General features: G+C 34.1%; 20 protein-coding genes and 1 riboswitch. Of the genes, 5 read left to right on the top strand and 15 right to left on the bottom strand.

All coding sequences use genetic code 11. The annotated features are described in order from the left end of the window. Window positions 1-333 precede the first annotated feature (333 nt). Window positions 334-1,359, top strand: coding sequence for an acyltransferase family protein (locus C2I06_RS02500; protein WP_095329011.1), 1,026 nt, complete (start codon window positions 334-336; stop codon window positions 1,357-1,359). Between the two features lie 42 nt (window positions 1,360-1,401). On the opposite strand, the gene C2I06_RS24820 is transcribed toward C2I06_RS02500, so the two are convergent. The 3 genes from C2I06_RS24820 to C2I06_RS02495 form a co-directional block, all read right to left on the bottom strand. Beyond that, complete coding sequence (locus C2I06_RS24820; RefSeq protein ID WP_164463607.1) at window positions 1,402-1,548, bottom strand: hypothetical protein; 147 nt, start codon at window positions 1,546-1,548, stop codon at window positions 1,402-1,404. Next, complete coding sequence (locus C2I06_RS24815; protein ID WP_164463606.1) at window positions 1,549-1,707, bottom strand: hypothetical protein; 159 nt, start codon at window positions 1,705-1,707, stop codon at window positions 1,549-1,551. A 156-nt stretch (window positions 1,708-1,863) separates the two neighbouring features. After that, window positions 1,864-3,219 carry a TrkH family potassium uptake protein gene (locus tag C2I06_RS02495; protein WP_095329010.1) on the bottom strand — a complete coding sequence of 452 codons (1,356 nt, stop codon included), beginning with the start codon at window positions 3,217-3,219 and terminating at the stop codon, window positions 1,864-1,866. A 375-nt stretch (window positions 3,220-3,594) separates the two neighbouring features. On the opposite strand from C2I06_RS02495, the gene C2I06_RS02490 reads away from it, so the two are divergent. After that, entirely contained in the window at window positions 3,595-3,789 is a 195-nt protein-coding gene (locus C2I06_RS02490; RefSeq protein WP_047942948.1) for an alpha/beta-type small acid-soluble spore protein, read from the top strand. Window positions 3,790-3,861: 72 nt separating this feature from the next. Here C2I06_RS02490 and C2I06_RS02485 read toward each other — a convergent pair whose 3' ends face one another. The 11 genes from C2I06_RS02485 to C2I06_RS02435 all read right to left on the bottom strand — a co-directional run bounded on the left by C2I06_RS02485 (window position 3,862) and on the right by C2I06_RS02435 (window position 14,256). Then, window positions 3,862-4,635, bottom strand: a complete 774-nt coding sequence (locus C2I06_RS02485) for a TerC family protein (protein WP_095329009.1) — start codon at window positions 4,633-4,635, stop codon at window positions 3,862-3,864. A 122-nt stretch (window positions 4,636-4,757) separates the two neighbouring features. After that, window positions 4,758-4,854, bottom strand: a riboswitch (yybP-ykoY riboswitch). Between the two features lie 141 nt (window positions 4,855-4,995). Next, on the bottom strand, window positions 4,996-5,469 hold the full coding sequence (locus C2I06_RS02480) for a hypothetical protein (RefSeq protein ID WP_123257387.1): 474 nt from the start codon (window positions 5,467-5,469) through the stop codon (window positions 4,996-4,998). A 175-nt stretch (window positions 5,470-5,644) separates the two neighbouring features. Next, window positions 5,645-6,424, bottom strand: coding sequence for an amino acid ABC transporter ATP-binding protein (locus tag C2I06_RS02475; protein ID WP_123257386.1), 780 nt, complete (start codon window positions 6,422-6,424; stop codon window positions 5,645-5,647). A gap of 16 nt (window positions 6,425-6,440) precedes the next feature. Then, a complete protein-coding gene (locus tag C2I06_RS02470; protein ID WP_123257385.1) occupies window positions 6,441-7,637 on the bottom strand; it encodes an amino acid ABC transporter permease in 1,197 nt (398 codons plus the stop codon). An 8-nt stretch (window positions 7,638-7,645) separates the two neighbouring features. Further along, window positions 7,646-8,812 (bottom strand): amino acid ABC transporter permease, encoded by a 1,167-nt coding sequence (locus tag C2I06_RS02465; RefSeq protein ID WP_164463605.1) that lies wholly within the window; start codon window positions 8,810-8,812, stop codon window positions 7,646-7,648. 103 nt (window positions 8,813-8,915) lie between these two features. Continuing rightward, window positions 8,916-9,989 (bottom strand): amino acid ABC transporter substrate-binding protein, encoded by a 1,074-nt coding sequence (locus C2I06_RS02460; protein WP_095329004.1) that lies wholly within the window; start codon window positions 9,987-9,989, stop codon window positions 8,916-8,918. Window positions 9,990-10,586: 597 nt separating this feature from the next. Then, window positions 10,587-12,167, bottom strand: a complete 1,581-nt coding sequence (locus tag C2I06_RS02455) for a peptide chain release factor 3 (RefSeq protein WP_095329000.1) — start codon at window positions 12,165-12,167, stop codon at window positions 10,587-10,589. Between the two features lie 171 nt (window positions 12,168-12,338). Continuing rightward, window positions 12,339-13,052: an NAD-dependent deacylase gene (locus C2I06_RS02450; protein WP_123257383.1), complete on the bottom strand. Its 714-nt coding sequence runs from the start codon at window positions 13,050-13,052 to the stop codon at window positions 12,339-12,341. A gap of 150 nt (window positions 13,053-13,202) precedes the next feature. Continuing rightward, window positions 13,203-13,337 carry a YjcZ family sporulation protein gene (locus C2I06_RS02445; RefSeq protein WP_123257382.1) on the bottom strand — a complete coding sequence of 45 codons (135 nt, stop codon included), beginning with the start codon at window positions 13,335-13,337 and terminating at the stop codon, window positions 13,203-13,205. Window positions 13,338-13,377: 40 nt separating this feature from the next. Further along, on the bottom strand, window positions 13,378-13,482 hold the full coding sequence (locus C2I06_RS02440) for a YjcZ family sporulation protein (RefSeq protein WP_081836530.1): 105 nt from the start codon (window positions 13,480-13,482) through the stop codon (window positions 13,378-13,380). A gap of 237 nt (window positions 13,483-13,719) precedes the next feature. Next, the gene (locus C2I06_RS02435) at window positions 13,720-14,256 is read right to left on the bottom strand and encodes a GbsR/MarR family transcriptional regulator (RefSeq protein ID WP_095328998.1); all 537 of its coding nucleotides are present in this window, start codon (window positions 14,254-14,256) and stop codon (window positions 13,720-13,722) included. 330 nt (window positions 14,257-14,586) lie between these two features. Between C2I06_RS02435 and proV the strand changes: the two genes are divergently transcribed. From proV to C2I06_RS02420, 3 genes are read left to right on the top strand one after another with little or no spacing between them, the layout of a single operon-like run. Next, complete coding sequence (gene proV / locus C2I06_RS02430) at window positions 14,587-15,825, top strand: glycine betaine/L-proline ABC transporter ATP-binding protein ProV (protein WP_095328997.1); 1,239 nt, start codon at window positions 14,587-14,589, stop codon at window positions 15,823-15,825. After that, complete coding sequence (locus C2I06_RS02425; RefSeq protein WP_095328996.1) at window positions 15,825-16,670, top strand: ABC transporter permease; 846 nt, start codon at window positions 15,825-15,827, stop codon at window positions 16,668-16,670. The genes proV and C2I06_RS02425 overlap by 1 nt, the downstream gene beginning before the upstream one ends. A gap of 1 nt (window position 16,671) precedes the next feature. Beyond that, window positions 16,672-17,562, top strand: a complete 891-nt coding sequence (locus tag C2I06_RS02420) for a glycine betaine ABC transporter substrate-binding protein (protein ID WP_095328995.1) — start codon at window positions 16,672-16,674, stop codon at window positions 17,560-17,562. A 47-nt stretch (window positions 17,563-17,609) separates the two neighbouring features. On the opposite strand, the gene C2I06_RS02415 is transcribed toward C2I06_RS02420, so the two are convergent. Further along, complete coding sequence (locus tag C2I06_RS02415; protein ID WP_095328994.1) at window positions 17,610-19,124, bottom strand: flotillin lipid rafts scaffold protein FloT; 1,515 nt, start codon at window positions 19,122-19,124, stop codon at window positions 17,610-17,612. Window positions 19,125-19,136 lie beyond the last annotated feature (12 nt).

Below are 19,136 nucleotides of genomic sequence, written 5' to 3'. Positions count from 1 at the left end.
AAAAATTAATTATTGTTCGGGTTTATATTTGATTAAAATATTTATGTCCCTCCCTCAATATAGCAACCGATGTATTTCTGATCGCAAGTATATTCATTTTAATATCTACCTCTCCCTTTATTCCCCCTTAAAATTCAAACAAAAAATTAAGCCTTCCCTATTATTAATAAGGATTTTTATTTTTCTTTCGTCTAACGTACATTTCAATTATGTAATAAACAGAAGTTATTTAGTTAACAGATTAACGACAGGGGATTAAAACAATCGAATTTGTGTTATATATAGTTAGTGAAATGAACTATACGATATTTCCGTTCATGAAAGGATGAGCTTATGAAACAACGGGATTACTATTTTGATAATGCAAAATTTATTTTGATTTTTTTCGTTGTCTTCGGTCATTTTATCCAATCATTCATAAATGACAATCAAAATATTTATACGTTATATAAAGTAATTTACACTTTCCATATGCCAGCATTTATTCTTATTTCAGGATTTTTTGCCAAAGGTATAGCAGAAAAGGGATATATAAAAAAATATGCAAAAAAACTAATCATTCCCTACCTTATCTTCCAACTTGTATATAGCATTTTTTATTATTTTCTATATGGTAAATCAACTTTTGCCATTGAACCGTTGACCCCACATTGGTCCTTATGGTTTTTAATTAGTTTGTTTTTTTGGAACATCTTTTTATTAGTGTTTGTAAAGTTAAAGCCTATACATGGAATTTTACTTTCCTTTGTACTAGGATTAGCGATTGGAATGGTCGATTGGACGTCTAGCTATTTAAGCTTAACGAGAACCTTTGTGTTCTTCCCTTTATTCTTAATAGGATTTTATATGAAAAAAGAACATTTTGCTTTAGTAAAAACAAGAAAAGCAACCATCCTTGCTATTGTTATTTTCACGATTGTTTTTATAGGATTTCACCTATTCCCTACCGTTAATTATCAATGGCTATTCGGCTCAAAATCTTATGAAGCCCTTGGAGAAGGTTATTTTATAGGAATGGCTATTCGATTATTTTTCTATCTATTAAGTTTTCTGATGATTTTTTGTTTTTTTGCTTGTGTACCAAAAAAGGAATATTTCTTTACTAAGCTTGGAAAATCAACATTATATGTATATTTACTGCATGGCTTTTTTATCCGTCTTTTTAGACAAAGTGACTTACCCGCTATTTTTGAATCACCTAGGTCCTATGTTATGATCGTAATTGTATCATTCTTAATTACAGTACTGCTTTCAAGCAATATAATTATTTCCTTTACACAGCCTATTATTGAATTAAAAAGTTCTAAATTAAAAAAGCTTTTTTCAAGAGTACAGCGCTCTCTTCAAACAAATAGATAACTTGTTCCCATCAGTGAAGGAATTTACTGATGGGAAATTTTTTTATTTTCTTCTAGTAGCACTCTTTGTTTTATCTTTTGTTAAAGCTCCTGTATCATAGAATTTACTTGCATTAACATCACCAAACTCTTGGCCAAATTCTACATTTGAAGCCTCTGTTTGTTGTCGTTTTTTTATTTTTTTCGCCATTTATTGTCCCTCTCTTCCATGCTTTGCATTACGATTGGCACCTTTGATTGGGTTTTCGCCCCTACTAAATTCAGCGGAAAATTCTGTTTCCTGCGTATTTTTCTTTGGCGTTTTGCTGTATTTTTCTACACTGTTAACTTCAGCTTTTCTTTTAGCCATTATGATCTCTCCTTTCCATTACATCATTATTATCCGCATGTGAATAAAAGATATGCTTTCCTACTTTTGTCAAGCACTCATAAAAAAATGGAGCTGGCAAAATAGCCAGCTCCATTCACATCTTCCTTATCCTTATCCTTATCCTTATCCTTATCCTTATCCGATAATAATTCGTTCTTTTGGATAATGGAAGTTATCTTTTTTCTCTTTTCCTCCAATAATATAGATGAAAGAAGTCAATCCTATTCTTCCGATGAACATAAGCAGCATAATTACACATTTACCAAAGGTAGATAATTCTGGTGTTAATCCTAGAGAAAGTCCTGTTGTTCCAAATGCAGAACAAACTTCGAAAAGGATCACAATAAGGGACGCCTTTTCAGAAATAGATAAAGCAATGACAGCGACGAGACATATACCAATCGCAAATATCGTTACAACCAATGATTTTATAATATCCTCTTCATGAATTTCTCGTTTAAATATTTTAATATACCTGTTTCCATTTGCATAATGATAAATAAATAAGACATTCAATGCAAAGGTTGTTGTTCTGATACCTCCTCCAACAGAACTTGGGGAAGCACCGATAAACATAAGAAAACAAAAGATAAGTAAAGTTGTCATAGAAAACTCGTTTAATTCCATTGTTGCTAAACCACCACTTCGAGTGGAGGTAGAATGAAAAAAGGCATTGAAGAATATTTGATGCCAGCTCATTCCCGCATAATAATTACCCCATTCTAAAATAATAATCATAATCGTTCCAAATAGTAAAAGAAAACCAAAAGTAATCGTTGTTAACTTAGTGAATAATGAAAACTTCAGATGATTTTTTCCTTCTTTTGGAAAAAGGTAATTTTTCACTTCGATAAGTACTGGAAATCCAATCGCTCCTAATGTAATTAAAATAATATTAACAAGTTGGACAAAATAATCATCCTTAAATGGAGTAAGTGATTCTCCTGTTAAATCTAATCCTCCATTTGTTGTGGCACTAACAGATGCAAAAGTGCCATGTAGGATCGAATCCCCCCAGGTAGGATAATAATTATGAAATTGCATTGAGAGTATAATAGCACCCAATACTTCAATAATAAGAATGATTTTGATAATTTCTCTTATTAAATTGACGAGACCGGAAAGATTAGATTGATTGTGGTCAATCATTATTAACTGTCTTTCTCTTAAACCAATCTTCTTACGAAGAATCATCCAAAAAAATGTACCTATTGCCATTACTCCAATACCGCCAAATTGAAGAACAAACATTAATATTATTATTCCAAATGTGCTATACGTTTCAGCGATATTAATAACAGTAAGTCCTGTTACACTTACTGCCGTTACGGCAGTAAACAATGTATCCATAAAGGAAACTGTTACCCCTTCTTTATGTACTCCTGGTAAACTTAATAATAAAACCGATATGCTAACAGCTAAACCATAATAACTGGTTATCATCTGCGCAGGAGTTAAATTTTGAAGGACTAACTTAAACTTCTTGCCCATTAAAAAACAATTCCTTTCTTTAAAGCTAACCATATATCCTATATAATGATGCCTTATTATCATAGATATTAAACAGTATAAGTTATCTATCCCTCGACGTTCAAGCTAATCTTAAATGTTTAGGAAACTTTTAAGATTAGCTTGAATATTTTTAAGTACTATCAATTAATGAAGTAATGGAGGTTTACCAATAGGCTAGGCTAACCTATAAACAACAATAAATCCTATTTTCTCCCCTATACACAAACTTTACCACTAATGAACTTAAAATAAATCCACATATTATAAATACAGAATCATTTATCATTCCTATTTTGGAAACAATTAATTGATAAATAATCACTGTACTATATATTGGATAAGGAGGAAACAAAAATGGCTTCTCGAAATAAATTATTAGTTCCAGGAATTGAACAATACCTAGATAGTGTTAAGTATGAAATTGCCCAAGAATTTGGTGTGAATTTAGGATCTGATACTGTTTCACGTGCCAATGGTTCTGTTGGGGGAGAAATAACAAAAAGACTTGTCCAACAAGCACAGGCAGAGTTATCTGGAAAAACGCAATAAGTTAAATCTGCTGAACTAAAGTCCTGATCAAAAAGAAAAAGCCACTCCAAATGGATGGCTTTTTCATCATATTTATGCATTACTTTCTTTTGCTTTAACTGCTTCTTTATTGGAGAAGAGATATCCACCAACCGCAATAGCTACTAGCACAAACCAGAAGATTCCTTTCCATAGTTTCGATTCTGGAAAATGTTCATCTAAGAATCCTACTGATGGATGTGCCAACGTAAATACGGCTAATTTCACCCCTACCCAGCCTACAATTAAAAATGCTGCTGTTTCTAGAGAAGGACGAGAATGAAGTAACTTTACAAACCAGTTTGCAGCAAAACGCATAATGATCAATCCAATTAATCCCCCAAGGAACATAACTAAGAATTGTCCTCCATCAATGCCTCCTAGCGTAAACCAATTTGTTTTTGGTAAAGTAATTGCAAGTGCAACCGCTGCTAACATGGAATCAATCGCAAAAGCAATGTCTGCTAATTCTACTTTAAAAACAGTCATCCAGAAACCGGATTGTTTCTTCGGCTTTTTATCTTTATCGGCTTCATTTTTCTTCGCATACTTTCCGTAAATATTATGCACTGCAATAAAGAGAAGATAAAGCGCCCCTATCGCTTGCACTTGCCAAACATCCACTAAGTAAGAAATCATAAATAAAGTAGCAAAACGGAATACAAAAGCACCTAATAATCCGTAAAAAAGCGCCTTTTTTTGTTGTTCTACTGGCAAATGCTTAACCATAACAGCCATTACCACCGCGTTATCAGCTGCTAGTAACCCCTCTAAAACAACAAGAATCAGTAAAACCCACCCATACTCTAGTAACATGCTTGCATCCAATAAAATTTCCCCCTTTAGGTTTTTATTTGTATACTCCTATTAGCAGGTTTTGCTACGACTTTCGTTATTATGTACAAAAGTGCGCAAAAAAAGACCTTTGCCAAATAGGCAAAGGTCTTGCTAAGCACTAATATGCCAACAAAGCCGATGGCATATGCCATGAACTGACGACTTTGTTTTAGGTATCAAACCTAAAAGCTACTCCCCTTTGAGTAGTATACAAATATTAATATGTATTAATTATATACAATATTGAACTATTTGCCAATGGTTTTTTACATATTTTTTAATTTTACTGATAATTTTATTTTATCTGTAACTCTTTCATCATTTCTCTCTAGCCAATCAACATTTACCACTTTAAGAATGTTTCTTTTTCCTAAAATAAATTAAGCAATACTTAACTACAAAACCACTAATGATTCCAGGTATCAAGAATACCATCGGTAAAAATACAGGACCTAACAACACTCCAAATAACTTCATTTGTGTCGAATAAAAAACACCTACGGTAACAAAATATGCGCAAAATACAAATGGTAAAAAAGCATATTCATTGTCTGTTTCCATAACTTCCTTATAGGCATCCCACATTGCGAACATATATAAACACGGATAAAACAATATCCATTGAAAGTCGATAATCTCTATTGCCTCTTGGATATTGCCACAAAAACTCAGCATAATGGCTAAATTAAAATTACTTTTCGCATTTATAATAAATTCTAAGATAACTAATAGTGTTCCTTTCCAATATTTTTTCAATAATAACTGACTAAAACCAGGTAGAGCTATACTCCACATAATTGCTTCCAATCTACTTAGGCCCTTCATTGGTATCACCATCTATTTTTCTATACCTACTATTACATTTTTAGCGAAATCTCGATATTTTATACAAAATAAATTGTTATATTTTTACAAAACAAAATATTAAATGGAAATACTGCTCATAAGCAATCCATATCATATATGATTGGACCACTATAAAAGAGCCCTAGGGCTCTTTTTATAATATCTGAGATAAAAATGCTTTTGTCCGTTCATGCCTCGGATGATCAAATAGTTCTTCTGGTTTTCCCGTTTCTACAATTTCTCCTTTATCAAAAAGGATAATGCGATCTGCCACTTGTCTTGCAAAACCCATTTCATGTGTTACCACCAACATGGTCATTCCTGACTCTGCTAAAGTTTTCATAACATCTAATACTTCCTTTACCATCTCAGGATCTAGGGCAGAAGTAGGTTCATCAAACAGCATAATCTTCGGTTGCATCGCTAATGCTCGTGCAATTGCAACACGTTGCTGTTGTCCACCTGACAATTGTCCTGGATACTTATTTGCTTGTTCTGGAATACCAACTCTTTCAAGTAATTCTTTGGCAATTTGTTCTGCCTTTGCTTTTTTCCACTTTCTCACCCAAATTGGTGCTAAAGAGATATTCTTCAGGATAGTCATATGAGGAAATAAATTAAATGACTGAAACACCATTCCCGTTTCTTTCCGAATTTCTTCAATGTTTTTCAAATCATCTGTTAACGCAATATTATCAACCGTTATATGCCCCTTTTGAAATTCCTCTAAAGCATTTATCGTACGAATAAAGGTTGACTTACCAGAACCTGATGGTCCTAGAATGACAATTACCTCCCCTTGCTTTACTGTAAGATCTACATCTTTTAATACATGGTGATCTCCATACCATTTATTCAATTTAGTAACCTTAATAATATCCTCTCTCTCATCTAGAGGTGTCGATAATTTATTTATACCAAAGACACTTTCCATCCTCTCATTCTCCTTTCTATCTCGTCCCTACACCAAGTGATTTTTCTATATGCTTACTTACATGCGACATTAAGAAACAGAAGATGAAGTATATAAAAGCAATCACAATATATAACTCCATATATTTTCCTAAATATTCCGGATTTGCAGCAATTTTTTTTCCCATTCCAAGAAAATCGGCTAATCCAATAACCGCAACTAGGGATGTATCTTTAAAGATGGAAATAAATTGACCAACCATAGCTGGGATAACTGCTTTTAAAGCCTGTGGCAATATGACAAAAAACATTACCTTAAAATTATTTAATCCTAGAGCTTGCGCTGCTTCAAATTGTCCTCTCGGTATTGATTGCAGGCCTCCGCGAATATTTTCTGCTAAATAGGCCGCACTGAATAAAGTGAATGCTATCATTGCCCGGACTACATTATCTAGTTCGATTCCCCCAAGGAACATCGGCAACAATAATTGGGCAATAAATAACACCATAATCAGCGGCATTCCTCGAATTAATTCTATATAAAGAATACAGCAATATTTGATTATAGGCAGTTTACTTCGTCTCCCCACTGCTAGGAGTAAACCTAATGGGAAAGAGCAAATAATTGCAACCGAAGCGATAACAAGCGTTAATAAAAATCCTCCCCAAATATTTGTTTTTACTGGCTCAAGTACACCAAACCCATTAATAATAGAAAGGGTAATCGGTATATATAAAATCCATAATATAAGAAGGGGGATTTTTAACTTCGGAACATATTTTCCGATAAAGTAAAAAAGGAATATCACAGCCGCACTCGTAAATAAATATACTTTCGATTCCATTTCTGTATAAGGAATTACTCCAAATATAACTAGAAGAACACTGAGACTAATGGCAACATGTCCGATAATCCCTCTCCACGCTCCCCAAGTAGTTCCTAAAAATACTGATAGTAACAGAAGAGATACCCACAATCTCCATATTTCTTCTAGTGGAAATTGTCCGACAAAGAGGAGCCTTAAATTATCAGTAACAACTCCCCATTCACTTGCGAATAAAAACTTACCTATTCTCGTAAGCAAATAAATAGTAAACATTAATGTGACAATCGTTAAAATAGCATTTTTCCAATCCTTAAATAAGTTATTTTTCAGCCATAATTGTAATTTCTTTTGATTAGCCAATTTTTTCGTTTCCATAACTGGTTCCGTATTAAGTTGTATATTATCCATTTACCTCCCTACCTTTCTACCAGCTGGAATTTTTTATTAAAAATATTCATTAACAGTGATGTAGTTAAGCTAAATAATAAATACACAGAAATAACAATTAATAAAGTTTCTAATGTATGTCCTGTCTGATTAATAATTGTATTTCCGATTCCAACAATATCTTGGTATGCTACAGCCATTGCTAAACTTGAGTTTTTTATTAAATTTAAATATTGGCTTGTTAATGGCGGGATAATGATTCTAATTGCTTGCGGAAAAATAATTAAACGAAGTGCTGTATGACTTTTAAATCCAAGCGCTTTAGCAGCTTCTGTCTGCCCTTTTGGAACCCCCATTATTCCTGCACGAACAATTTCCGAAATATAGGTTGATGTATAGATTGTTAAGGCAACTAAAACAGACATAAACCCGATGGATAATGACGTTCCTCCTTCAAATGAATTGCCATTAAATACAGGAACAGAAAAACCAAGTGGTCCATTTCCTAAAATAATATAGATAATTATCGTTCCAATTACTATTAATCCCACACTTGAAATGAACGGATATGTAGACTTACCTGATTCTATCGATACTTTTGTTAATTTTTTGAATAAAATTATGCTTCCTGCGATTAAAAAAATTAGAATGACAAGCCAGATCAACGTATTATCCTGTAAGGTAAACCACGGAATAGAGGCACCTCTATTTGAAAAATAAAACGGCCCAACCGATATAGCATCTTGAATTTTCGGCATTGGTAAAAAAACAGCAAAATTCCAAATGAAAATTTGAACCAATAATGGTGTATTTCTAAAAATTTCAACATATACTGTTGCCACTTTACGGACTAACCAGTTGTTTGATAATCTTGCAACTCCTACAATGACTCCAATAATAGTTGCAAGGATAATCCCAAAAACGGAAACCTTAAGTGTATTTAATAATCCTACTAATAAAGCACGTGTATAAGGATCGTCAGGTGTATAACTAATAATAGATTCTGCTATAGGGAAAGATGCTTTTAGATTTAAGTAGTCTAATCCTAATACTAAACCTATTTGTTCGAGACCTGATATTACATTTCTCACCATAAAGGCAATTACTATTCCTACGATTAGAACAAAAATAATTTGACTAATTATCGGGACCACTTTTCTATTTCTCCAAAGAGGAGTCGATGTTGTTTTTTTCATTTCCACTATTTCTCACCTCTCACTTAAAAGAATAGGGGGTATCTCAAATAGATTAGACACTTTGGTTTTTGAGCCCCCCCATATTTTTATCTGTTATTACCTATTAACGGAATGGAATAGAGTACAATAATCCCCCATCAGTATATAACGCATTTTGTGCACGCTCTAATTTGAACACTGTGTCAGGACCTAAATTCCGCTCGTAAATTTCACCATAGTTACCAACTTGTTTAATTACTTGGTAGGCAAAATCATTGGCTAATCCTAGCTGTTCTCCTAGATTGCCTTCCACTCCTAAAAGACGCTTAATCTCTGGGTTTTCACTGGTTAAGAAATCATCTACGTTTTGAGAGGTAATACCGAATTCTTCCGCTTGAATGGTTGCAAATACAATCCATGATACTGCATCTGCCCACTTTTCGTCGCCATCTTTAACTGCTGGAGCTAGTGGTTCTTTTGATAATGTTTCTTCTAAAATAATATGAGCATCTGGGTCCTGCAAAGTAGACTGGCGAGAAACTAATCCCGATTTATCTGTTGTCCAAGCATCAATAGAACCCTGTTCATATGCAGCAATTACAGCATCTGCATTATCAAATGTTTGTGCTGTATAGTTAACACCTGCTGCTTTCATCTGATCAGCTAAGTTTAATTCGGTTGTTGTTCCCGTTTCTACCCCAATTGTTTTACCCTCTAAATCTTTTAGTGTTTTGATTCCACTATCCTTTGGAACCATAATTCCTTGACCATCATAGAAAGTAACTGGAGCAAAACTTAGCCCCACTTCAGCATCACGGTTTGTTGTCCAAGTTGTATTACGAATTAACACATCTACTTCACCAGATTGAACTGCCGTAAAGCGGTCTGTAGCTGATAGAGGTCTAAATTCAATTTTAGAAGGATCTCCAAGAACTCCAGCTGCAATCGCTCTTGCAAAATCAACATCAAAACCAGTATTTTTCCCATCTGAACCTATGTAGCCAAAACCAGGAAGAGCATCATTAACACCTGCTTTTAATGTCCCTCTTTCTTTTATGGTTTCAAGTAAACTTTTAGAAGAACTTGTTTTTGCACCATTAGTACTTTCCCCATCTGATCCTGACTTACTTGAGCAGCCAGCTAAAGCTAGAACAAGTACTAATAAAATACTAAAAGTAAGCGACAAACTTTTCTTCATACAATATATCCCCCTATATCTTGTTTTTATGATACTAGCAAACTCTAATTAAAAGAATATTCAATCTATTTATCTTACAAGAATACTCTTATCACATCGAATGTTAGTATCAGCCCTATTAGATATTAAAAAGCCAACTTATTAACAATTGTTTGTTAACTTTTATAACATCATGTTTTTATTATACCTATTTTTATTAGAATTACAAATAGTTTTTTGAAAACTTTTAATTATGAAAACATTTTAAACATTTTCGTTTTTGTTTAGATTTACAAAAACCTTATATATCAGTAATTCGTATACCGAAAGACTTTCTTTTTTACTCGCTACAAAAACCATCCACCCGCTTTTATTTCAGAAAAAAGATAGTATATATCTACTTCCCATCAAATAAAATTATTTCAGAATAACAAAAATCTGAAATTTTATAATAAACACTTGTCCCTTCTCCTTCCCTCCCCTTTTCTTATGTTCGAAAATCTGACATGATTTCAACATAGAGCTATTTTCCATTACATCAAAAAAGAGACTATTTACAAAAGAATCTCCATTTAAAACAGGTAGAATCCTTTTGCAATAATCTCTTCTTTTACTGAATTATTCTTGTTCATCCATCGGATTATATAATTTTACTTCTGGATTTTTATCTTGGAACCATCTTAATGCAAATTCATTTTCAAATAAAAATGCTTTTTTGCCGTAACGATCCTCTACTAGCAGACTTCTTCCACTAGAAAGATTTTCATTTACCTCTTCATCCACTAACCAACGGGCAATTTTCGAACCTACATGCTCCATAATTACTTCTACATTGTACTCATTTCTCATTCGATGCTCAAATACTTCAAATTGTAGCTGACCAACTGCTCCCAGCAAATAATCTTCTGTTTTGACAGTCTTATATAACTGAATTGCACCTTCTTGTACGAGCTGCTGAATGCCTTTATGGAAATGTTTTTGTTTCATTACATTCTTTGCCGTTACCTTTACAAAAAGTTCTGGTGTAAATTGAGGTAGTTTTTCATATTGGTAAGCATTCTTGCTAACCGTTAACGTATCGCCAATTTGATAAAAACCTGGATCATACAACCCAATAATATCTCCACTAACCGCCTCATTAACGGTACTTCGATCATCAGCCATAAATTGTGTAGATTGCGCTAACTTTACTTGCTTCCCTGTTCTTGGTAAATTAACCATCATTCCTCTTTCAAATTTCCCAGAACAAATACGTAAAAACGCGATACGATCACGGTGAGCCGGATTCATATTCGCTTGAATTTTAAAAATGAACCCTGAAAACTCTTCTGATAAAGGATCGATCTCTCCTATGGTAGATTTTCTAGCTTGTGGAGACGGTGCAAATTGCAAATATGTTTCTAAAAATGTTTGTACCCCAAAGTTGCTTAATGCACTACCAAAAAATACAGGTGTTAAATCACCATTATTAATTTTCTCTTCCGAAAACTCATTCCCCGCTTCATTTAAAAGCATGATTTCTTCTAATGTTTGATCATATAAAGAATCCTGTTTAATTGGATGATCCCCTTCAATCTCTCCATCTTCATTTAGATCAACATATCGTTCTTTATCTTCTACACGGAACTGCTCAATTCGATTGTAAAAACGATCATATATACCTAAAAATTCTTTCCCCATTCCGATCGGCCAATTCATTGGATAAGACTCAATCCCCATTACTTCTTCTAATTCCGCAAGTAATTCAAGAGGCGGCTTCCCTTGGCGATCTAATTTATTAATAAATGTAAAAATAGGAATACCTCTCATCTTACACACTTTAAATAACTTTAACGTTTGTTCCTCTATTCCTTTTGCCGAATCAATTATCATAACAGCACTATCCACAGCTGTAAGAGTACGATAAGTATCTTCACTAAAATCTTGGTGTCCAGGTGTATCCAAAATATTTACTCGTGCATTTTTGTAGTCAAATTGCATCACACTTGATGTAACAGAAATTCCTCTTTGCTTTTCTATTTCCATCCAGTCACTTGTCGCATATTTTCCTGTTTTCTTCCCTTTTACTGTTCCAGCATCTCTAATTGCTCCGCCAAATAATAATAACTTTTCCGTTAACGTTGTTTTTCCAGCATCTGGATGGGAAATAATCGCAAAGGTGCGACGAGATAGTACATCCTGTTTAAAATTCTTTGACATGTTACTTTCCTCTCTTTTACGCATTCAAATTTAGTCCATTCCCTTATATTATCTCGATATATCAAAGTTTGCAATGGATTTAAATGTATTCGGCTACTTTTATTTTTACTATTTTTCTTTTATTTCATGAGAATCCATCCATCTTATTTATTTTCAACCGTTTGACGGACATTATAGCTTAAGATTAATTTCTTCTAATACCTTTCCAATTGATTCATGAATGACAATGTCAGCAATACCATCCATTTGGGTTGGCTCTTTATTGATAATGATTAGTTTAGCACCTGTTTGCTTTGCAAGTAATGGAAATTGATTTGCTGGTGAAACGGATAAAGAGGACCCTAAAACTAAAAAGACGTCTGAATTTATGGCTGCCTCTTCCGCTGTAAAAAATGGCTGTTCTGGGAGCATTTCTCCAAAAAGGACAATGGAAGGTCTTAGTATCCCTCCACAACTGCATAAATAATTGTCATGTAAATATTCATCACTAGGATAATTCTTTCCACACGTTTCACAATGAACCTTTTTTAATGTTCCATGCAATTCAGCAACTTTCTCATTTCCAGCTTCTTCGTGAAACCCATCCACATTTTGTGTGATGATTTGTTTTAAATAGCCTTTTCTTTCCCAATCACTTAGTATGTAATAGCCATTATGCGGCTTAAATTCATGAATGCCTTGAACTCGATTTCGATAAAACTCAATAAATTCTTGCACATGATTATTTAAGGCACTCGTACTGGAAAGATATTGTTTCTTTTCAGCAGTCCATAATCCTTTATTAGCAGATCTAAAATCAGGCAATCCGCTCTCTGTTGACATCCCAGCACCAGTAAATATAACAAAATAATTAGCAGACTTTATAAATGAAACTAAGGAATCCATCTATTCATTTCCCCCTAACACACATCTTCTCTCTTTATTTTAGCAAATAGTTAAGACTCCTCAAATATAATAGTATGCACTTTATTCGCTTTACTTATTACCATTAAAAGAAGACTGACTCATCGAATCAGCCTTCATTTTTTCATTATTTTACCATTTAAAGCAAGCTGCACCCACAATGATTAAAAGAATGAATAAAACAACGATTAAAGCGAAACCTCCGCCGTAACCTGCACCACCATAGCCAGAACCATAGCCAGGATATCCACAACCATATCCGTACATTCTATTTCCTCCTTTTAATATCTGTTTCGTTACGAATTAATTAAAATCCGCCGTAACCCCAAGAAGCACCAATAATCACCAATAAAATAAACAATACTACTAAAAGAGCGAAACCTCCGCCGTAACCTACTCCAACTTCACCCATGAATAAAAACCTCCTTTTTTTGATTCCATATATCCTATTCAAGAATTGAAAATGTGCGATAGACAAATGCACATTTTTTAGGTTTTTTAACCAGTTATCCTTAGGCTATTGTGATATTTTTTTCGTTTCATATTTGATTGTCAAATTTTCTTCATACATCTATTTAGACTACAAAAAGGTGCTATCTTCTAAGTTTTTTAATAAAAAACTTAGAAGATAGCACCTTTAACTATTCTTTTATTCTTTATTTTTGGGAATGAAATTAAAAATTTCATGTGATTCTAAACTATCTACAAAACGTTCAAGCCAATCATAATAATCAAGCGCATATTTCATTTTCTCTAAATCATTGGTTGCATCTTTTATAACATCTTCAGATATTCCTTCTTTATTCATTAATACTTTTATTTCATTCATTGATTTCTCAATTGCATATATATTTTCAGTAATTGCTAACCGCCATTTAATCGTGAAATAATCGATAAATGTTTGATACCAATCTTCTTCTGCTCTATATAAATCTTTTCGAACACCTTTTCGCCATACTTTGTCCACCATTTTCAATTCAAGCAAGGTTCTAACCGAAGTACTCATACTAGTTTTACTCATTCCTAGCTCTTCTTTCATTTCGTCAAGCGTCATCGGATTTTTCTGGAATAATAGCATCCCATATAATCTACCAATCGATTCAGTCACTCCATATAAATCCATGTTTTGGGCTACGGAATCAATCACTCTCTCTCGAGCAATATTTAACTGCTCCCTATCCGTCATTTATCATTCACATCCATATTATATGTTTACTTATACATTGTAATAATGATTATTTCAATAATCAAGGTGAATCAATAATCAAGTACTTAAATGCTTTTTCTGTTTATAGATTAACATGAATAAAAAAAATGTAAAGTAACAACCTAGATAGTATATGGAAGCATTTGAGCGCATTATTAAGAATATACATCCTACGGTTCATTCAGTTTTTTCTGTACGTTCAGAATGAATCATTTTAACTGATTATACAGTTTGAAGTGTCTGTTGATTATCTTCTATAATATATGTAGGCTCGCTTTACAGAGCGTTTAGAATTAAAGAGGTGAAAGAATGGAAAGTATGGCAAAATTAAAAGTCGAAAATGTCACAAAGATTTTCGGCAAAAACGCAAAAAAAGCAATTCAACTATTAAATAGTGGTGAATCAAAAAAAGATATCCTCAAAAAAACAGGAGCAACAGTCGGTGTAAACAAGGCTAGTTTTGAAGTAAATCCTGGTGAGATATTTGTTATTATGGGACTATCCGGTAGTGGTAAATCAACATTAGTACGTATGTTTAATCGTCTGATTGATCCTACAATCGGGAACATTTATATTGATGGGAAAGACATCGTAAAAATGTCAAAAGAAGATTTACGTAAAGTACGCAGAGAAAAAATAAGTATGGTCTTCCAAAAATTCGCTCTACTCCCTCATCGAACAATATTGGAAAATGCAGAATATGGTTTAGAAATTCAAGGGATTGATAAAGCATCAAGAAAAGAACGTGCACTTGAATCACTTAAATTAGTTGGATTATCAGGGTATGAATCCCAATATCCAGACCAATTGAGTGGTGGAATGCAGCAAAGAGTCGGTCTTGCTCGCGCTTTAGCTAATGACCCTGATATTCTTCTAATGGATGAAGCATTTAGTGCCCTTGATCCCCTCATTCGAAAAGATATGCAAGACGAATTATTAGACTTGCAATCAAATATGGAAAAAACAATCATTTTTATTACACATGATTTAGACGAAGCACTTCGTATTGGCGACCGTATAGCGCTAATGAAAGATGGAACCATTGTTCAAGTCGGAACACCAGAAGAAATATTAATGAATCCTTCCAATGATTATGTGGAACGATTTGTCGAAGATGTAGATTTATCGAAAGTATTAACTGCCAATCATATAATGAAACGCGCAGAAGCAGTCACGATTGAAAAAGGTCCTCGTGTCGCGTTACAAATGATGAAGAAACTTGGAATTTCCAGCATCTATGTCGTGAACAAGAAAAGAGAATTACTCGGAGCAATTACAGCTGACGATGCCCGTGCAGCTGCCGAAAACAATGAAGGCATTGAAACCATTTTACAAAAAGATGTAATTACGGTTACAGGTGACACATTATTAGCTGATCTCTTTGATAAGGTATCAACTGCAATCATTCCAGTTGCAGTAATAGATGAGCAGAAGAGATTAAAAGGGATTCTCGTTAGAGGTGCAGTTATTGGAGCCCTTGCTGGTAACAACGAGCTTATTAATACTCCACCAACAGAAGAATCAGTATTAGTTGGGGGGAATGAATAATGAATAATCTAATTCCTAAATTACCAGTTGCAGATTGGATTGATTCCTTTGTCGCCTGGTTGACAACTACCTTCGAAGTATTATTTGATGGAATCACTGCTGTATTAGAATTTGTTGTAAATATTTTAGTAGGCTTCTTTGGGTTTATTCCTCCTATTTTATTAATTATTTTACTTACATTACTTGCATGGAAATTAGCGAATAAGAAGATTGCACTCTTTACTCTTATCGGATTATTACTAGTAGATAATTTAGGCTACTGGGAACCAATGATTGATACACTAGCTCTTGTACTCTCTGCTGTATTTATCTCCATAATAATTGGTGTTCCACTAGGAATATGGGCTTCACAAAATAGCACTGTCCGCAATATTGTTATCCCAATATTAGACTTTATGCAAACAATGCCAGCCTTTGTCTATCTTATTCCTGCTATCTTCTTCTTTAGTATCGGGGTCGTACCTGGAGTGGTAGCATCAGTAATATTTGCTATGCCACCTACTATTCGTTTGACTATTCTTGGTATCCAACAGGTTCCTAGCGATATTAGAGAAGCGACAGAAAGCTTCGGTAGTACAACTAGCCAAAAATTATTAAAGGTTGAATTACCACTTGCTATGCCAACAATACTAGCTGGTATTAACCAAAGTATTATGCTTGCACTATCAATGGTAGTTATTGCTGCAATGGTTGGTGCACCAGGACTTGGTGCTGATGTATATCGTGCTGTAACTCAAATTCAAATTGGACGTGGATTTGAAGCTGGTATATCTATTGTAGTACTTGCGATCATTTTAGATAGAATTACCCAAAATGTGGGAACAAAGAAAAAGGGGGCAAAATAATATGAAAAAAATGACTAGTCTATTAGGAGCAATCACTCTTACCTTAGGGTTAGCTGCCTGTGGTTCTAACAGCGCAGACGATCCGAATGCCACAATTGGTGAAAAAGTTGATTATGAAATTATCGGTATCGATCCTGGTGCAGGTATAATGAAAGCAGCTAATAAGGCGATTAGCGACTATGACTTAAAGGATTGGAAATTGGTAGAAGGTTCAAGCGCAGCAATGACGGCTACTCTAAAAAAAGCGTATGACAAAAAAGAACCAATTATCATAACAGGCTGGACTCCACATTGGATGTTCACTGCATATGATTTAAAATACTTGGAAGATCCAAAGGGCTCTTTTGGTGAAAATGAGAATATTCATTCCATTGCGCGTAACGGATTAAAAGAAGATATGCCTGAAGCATATCAGGTACTAGATAATTTCCACTGGACAACAGATGACATGGGTGTTGTTATGATGGATATCTATGATGGCGAAGATCCTGAAAAAGCCGCTGAAAAATGGATAAAAGATAACGCTGATAAAGTTAGTGAATGGACAAAAGGCGTGAGCAAAGTAGACGGAGACAAAATTAAAATCGGTTATGTAGCATGGGATAGTGAAATTGCAAGTACCAATGTTATCGGCAAAGTTTTAACAGATTTAGGTTATAAGGTAACATTAAGTCAAGTTGAAGCAGGTCCAATGTGGACTGGTGTAGCAGATGGCAGCCTAGATGCACATATTGCAGGTTGGTTACCAATTACGCATGAAGATTATGCAAACAAATTCAAAGGTCAATTCGAAGACCTAGGACCTAACTTAGAAGGAACAAAACTAGGTCTTGTTGTACCAAGCTATATGAAAGATATTAATTCAATTGAAGATTTAAAAGAAAAAGAGTAACACCAAAAGACTCATCTGAAATTTATTTCAGATGAGTCTTTTTTTCTTTATTCTGTTTTATTACTTAAATTATCATTTAACTCATTAATACTCTGACGAATATTTCCTTTGCCTGATAAATTTTCAAGTAATTCTTTTACATCGATTCCAGCAGATGCCTTTAATGATTCTTGCATTGTTGACATTAAGTTTGTTGCATAGCCTGTCACTTTATTTGCTCCACCGTTGCTGCCATCACTTCCAGTATCCACAACCGTAATCTTATCGATATTAGCTAATGGACTAGCTACTTGTTTTGCGTATTCAGGTAACATATCAAGTACCATATCCAAGATTGCCGCTTGACCATATTGTGCATATGCTTCGGCAATTTTGCGTTTTGCTTCCGCTTCAGCCAAACCTTTTAAGCGGATAATTTCTGCTTCTGTTTCCCCTTTTGCTTTTTCTGCTTCCGCTTTTGCTAAACCATCTACTCGCACTTTTTCTGCTTCCGCTTTTGCTTGTGATTCAATTCGATATTGATTCGCATCCGCTTCGGCAATTTCACGGCGTTTATTCGCTTCGGCAGCCTGCTCCATTGCATAACGATCTGCATCTGCTTTCTTTTTAACCTCTGAATCATACTGCTTTTCTCTTCTTAAAATCTCTTTTTCTTCCAACTCAATTTGTTTCTGTCTTTCAATGATCTTAATTTGCATTTCTTGCTCAGTAACTTCTTGCTTAGATCGAGCGCTTTCTAAATCATATGCTTGGTCAGCACGTGCTTTTGCAACATCTTGCTCTCTTCTATAATCAGCAATTTTCATTTGATTTTCTTTTTCTGCTTCGGCAATCTCTGTTGCTCTTTCTAATTCTGCCTTTTTAGCATCTTTATCTGCTTCGGCTTTTTTGATTCTTGTTTCTTTATCTGCCTCAGCTGTTGCGATATCTGCATCGCGTTTAACTTGGGCAATTCTTGGTTTACCAAGCGATTCTAAGTATCCGTTTTTATCTCTGACATCTTTAATCGTGAAGGATACAATGACTAGACCCATTTTTGCTAAGTCATGAGAAGCAACCCTTTGGACCTCTTGCGAAAACTTATCTCGATTTTTATAAATTTCTTCGACTGTCATACTACCTAAAATAGAGCGTAAATGGCCTTCTAATACTTCTCTTGCTTCATTTTCACGATCTTGTTTTGTTTTTCCTAGAAACTGTTCAGCTGCAGTGGCAATTTCACCAATAGAACCACCAATTTTAATAATAGCTGTGCCGTCTGCCATAACTGGAACGCCTTGTTCTGTATATACTTCCGGTGTTGAAACATCTAATTTACTAGATAATAAACTCAGAGGTTCTGATTGCTGGAAAACCGGGAGAATAAATGTCCCTCCGCCCCTAATAATTTTAATTTTATTTCCTGATTCATCGACATGAACATTTTTAGAACCTAAATAACTACCTGTTACAATTAGTGCTTCATCTGGTCCTGCAGTCTTATATTTCGCCATAAAAATACTAATAAGTGCGATTAATAAAAATGCTACAATTCCTATTACAATATAAATCTCAATTGCCATTCATTTTTCCTC

Origin of the sequence: Niallia circulans, assembly GCF_003726095.1 — a bacterium.
In the GTDB taxonomy this organism is placed as follows: domain Bacteria; phylum Bacillota; class Bacilli; order Bacillales; family Cytobacillaceae; genus Niallia; species Niallia circulans_A.
The sequence above is the reverse complement of the archived record's forward strand: the minus strand, read 5'-3'. Positions and strand labels throughout refer to the sequence as shown.

What these genes read in the sequence shown, in the direction of transcription:
- C2I06_RS02500 (WP_095329011.1), top strand. Translation starts at nt 334, where the DNA reads ATGAAACAACGGGATTACTATTTTGATAATGCAAAATTTATTTTGATT.
- C2I06_RS24820 (WP_164463607.1), bottom strand. Translation starts at nt 1,548, where the DNA reads ATGGCGAAAAAAATAAAAAAACGACAACAAACAGAGGCTTCAAATGTA.
- C2I06_RS24815 (WP_164463606.1), bottom strand. Translation starts at nt 1,707, where the DNA reads ATGGCTAAAAGAAAAGCTGAAGTTAACAGTGTAGAAAAATACAGCAAA.
- C2I06_RS02495 (WP_095329010.1), bottom strand. Translation starts at nt 3,219, where the DNA reads ATGGGCAAGAAGTTTAAGTTAGTCCTTCAAAATTTAACTCCTGCGCAG.
- C2I06_RS02490 (WP_047942948.1), top strand. Translation starts at nt 3,595, where the DNA reads ATGGCTTCTCGAAATAAATTATTAGTTCCAGGAATTGAACAATACCTA.
- C2I06_RS02480 (WP_123257387.1), bottom strand. Translation starts at nt 5,469, where the DNA reads ATGAAGGGCCTAAGTAGATTGGAAGCAATTATGTGGAGTATAGCTCTA.
- C2I06_RS02475 (WP_123257386.1), bottom strand. Translation starts at nt 6,424, where the DNA reads ATGGAAAGTGTCTTTGGTATAAATAAATTATCGACACCTCTAGATGAG.
- C2I06_RS02470 (WP_123257385.1), bottom strand. Translation starts at nt 7,637, where the DNA reads ATGGATAATATACAACTTAATACGGAACCAGTTATGGAAACGAAAAAA.
- C2I06_RS02465 (WP_164463605.1), bottom strand. Translation starts at nt 8,812, where the DNA reads ATGAAAAAAACAACATCGACTCCTCTTTGGAGAAATAGAAAAGTGGTC.
- C2I06_RS02460 (WP_095329004.1), bottom strand. Translation starts at nt 9,989, where the DNA reads ATGAAGAAAAGTTTGTCGCTTACTTTTAGTATTTTATTAGTACTTGTT.
- C2I06_RS02455 (WP_095329000.1), bottom strand. Translation starts at nt 12,167, where the DNA reads ATGTCAAAGAATTTTAAACAGGATGTACTATCTCGTCGCACCTTTGCG.
- C2I06_RS02450 (WP_123257383.1), bottom strand. Translation starts at nt 13,052, where the DNA reads ATGGATTCCTTAGTTTCATTTATAAAGTCTGCTAATTATTTTGTTATA.
- C2I06_RS02445 (WP_123257382.1), bottom strand. Translation starts at nt 13,337, where the DNA reads ATGTACGGATATGGTTGTGGATATCCTGGCTATGGTTCTGGCTATGGT.
- C2I06_RS02440 (WP_081836530.1), bottom strand. Translation starts at nt 13,482, where the DNA reads ATGGGTGAAGTTGGAGTAGGTTACGGCGGAGGTTTCGCTCTTTTAGTA.
- C2I06_RS02435 (WP_095328998.1), bottom strand. Translation starts at nt 14,256, where the DNA reads ATGACGGATAGGGAGCAGTTAAATATTGCTCGAGAGAGAGTGATTGAT.
- proV (WP_095328997.1), top strand. Translation starts at nt 14,587, where the DNA reads ATGGAAAGTATGGCAAAATTAAAAGTCGAAAATGTCACAAAGATTTTC.
- C2I06_RS02425 (WP_095328996.1), top strand. Translation starts at nt 15,825, where the DNA reads ATGAATAATCTAATTCCTAAATTACCAGTTGCAGATTGGATTGATTCC.
- C2I06_RS02420 (WP_095328995.1), top strand. Translation starts at nt 16,672, where the DNA reads ATGAAAAAAATGACTAGTCTATTAGGAGCAATCACTCTTACCTTAGGG.
- C2I06_RS02415 (WP_095328994.1), bottom strand. Translation starts at nt 19,124, where the DNA reads ATGGCAATTGAGATTTATATTGTAATAGGAATTGTAGCATTTTTATTA.